The sequence below is a fragment of the Ralstonia sp. ASV6 genome (assembly GCF_016429285.1).
Classification (GTDB): domain Bacteria; phylum Pseudomonadota; class Gammaproteobacteria; order Burkholderiales; family Burkholderiaceae; genus Ralstonia; species Ralstonia flaminis.
Map to the genome: position 1 here is coordinate 1 of NZ_JAELUI010000442.1, position 400 is coordinate 400.

Consider the following 400-nt stretch of genomic DNA (forward strand, 5'->3'; position numbering starts at 1 on the left):
CCCCCCCCCCCCCCCCCCCCCCCCCCCCCCCCCCCCCCCCCCCCCCCCCCCCCCCCCCCCCCCCCCCCCCCCTCCCTCACCCCCCCCCCCCCACCCACACCTACACTCCACGGCCTTCGTCGGCAGCGTCAGATGTGTATAAGAGACAGCGCCAACAACGCCCGCAGGCATCGGCTCGACACGCTCTTCAACGAGCGCCTTGAGCTTCTGGCTTGCGTGGAACGTGACGACACGGCGCGCCGTGATCGGGACTGTCTCTTATACACATCTCCGAGCCCACGAGACATGGCGCCTGATCTCGTATGCCGTCGTCTGCTTGAACAAAGGGGGGGGGGGGGGGGGGGGGGGGGGGGGGGGGGGGGGGGGGGGGGGGGGGGGGGGGGGGGGGGGGGGGGGGGGG

At 75.5% G+C, this 400-nt stretch carries 1 pseudogene; it reads right to left on the reverse strand.

Annotated elements, in window-relative coordinates:
- Window positions 1-162 precede the first annotated feature (162 nt).
- A pseudogene (locus tag JHD73_RS29340) lies at window positions 163-258 on the reverse strand (integration host factor subunit alpha); the annotation flags it as partial.
- Window positions 259-400: the final 142 nt, after the last annotated feature.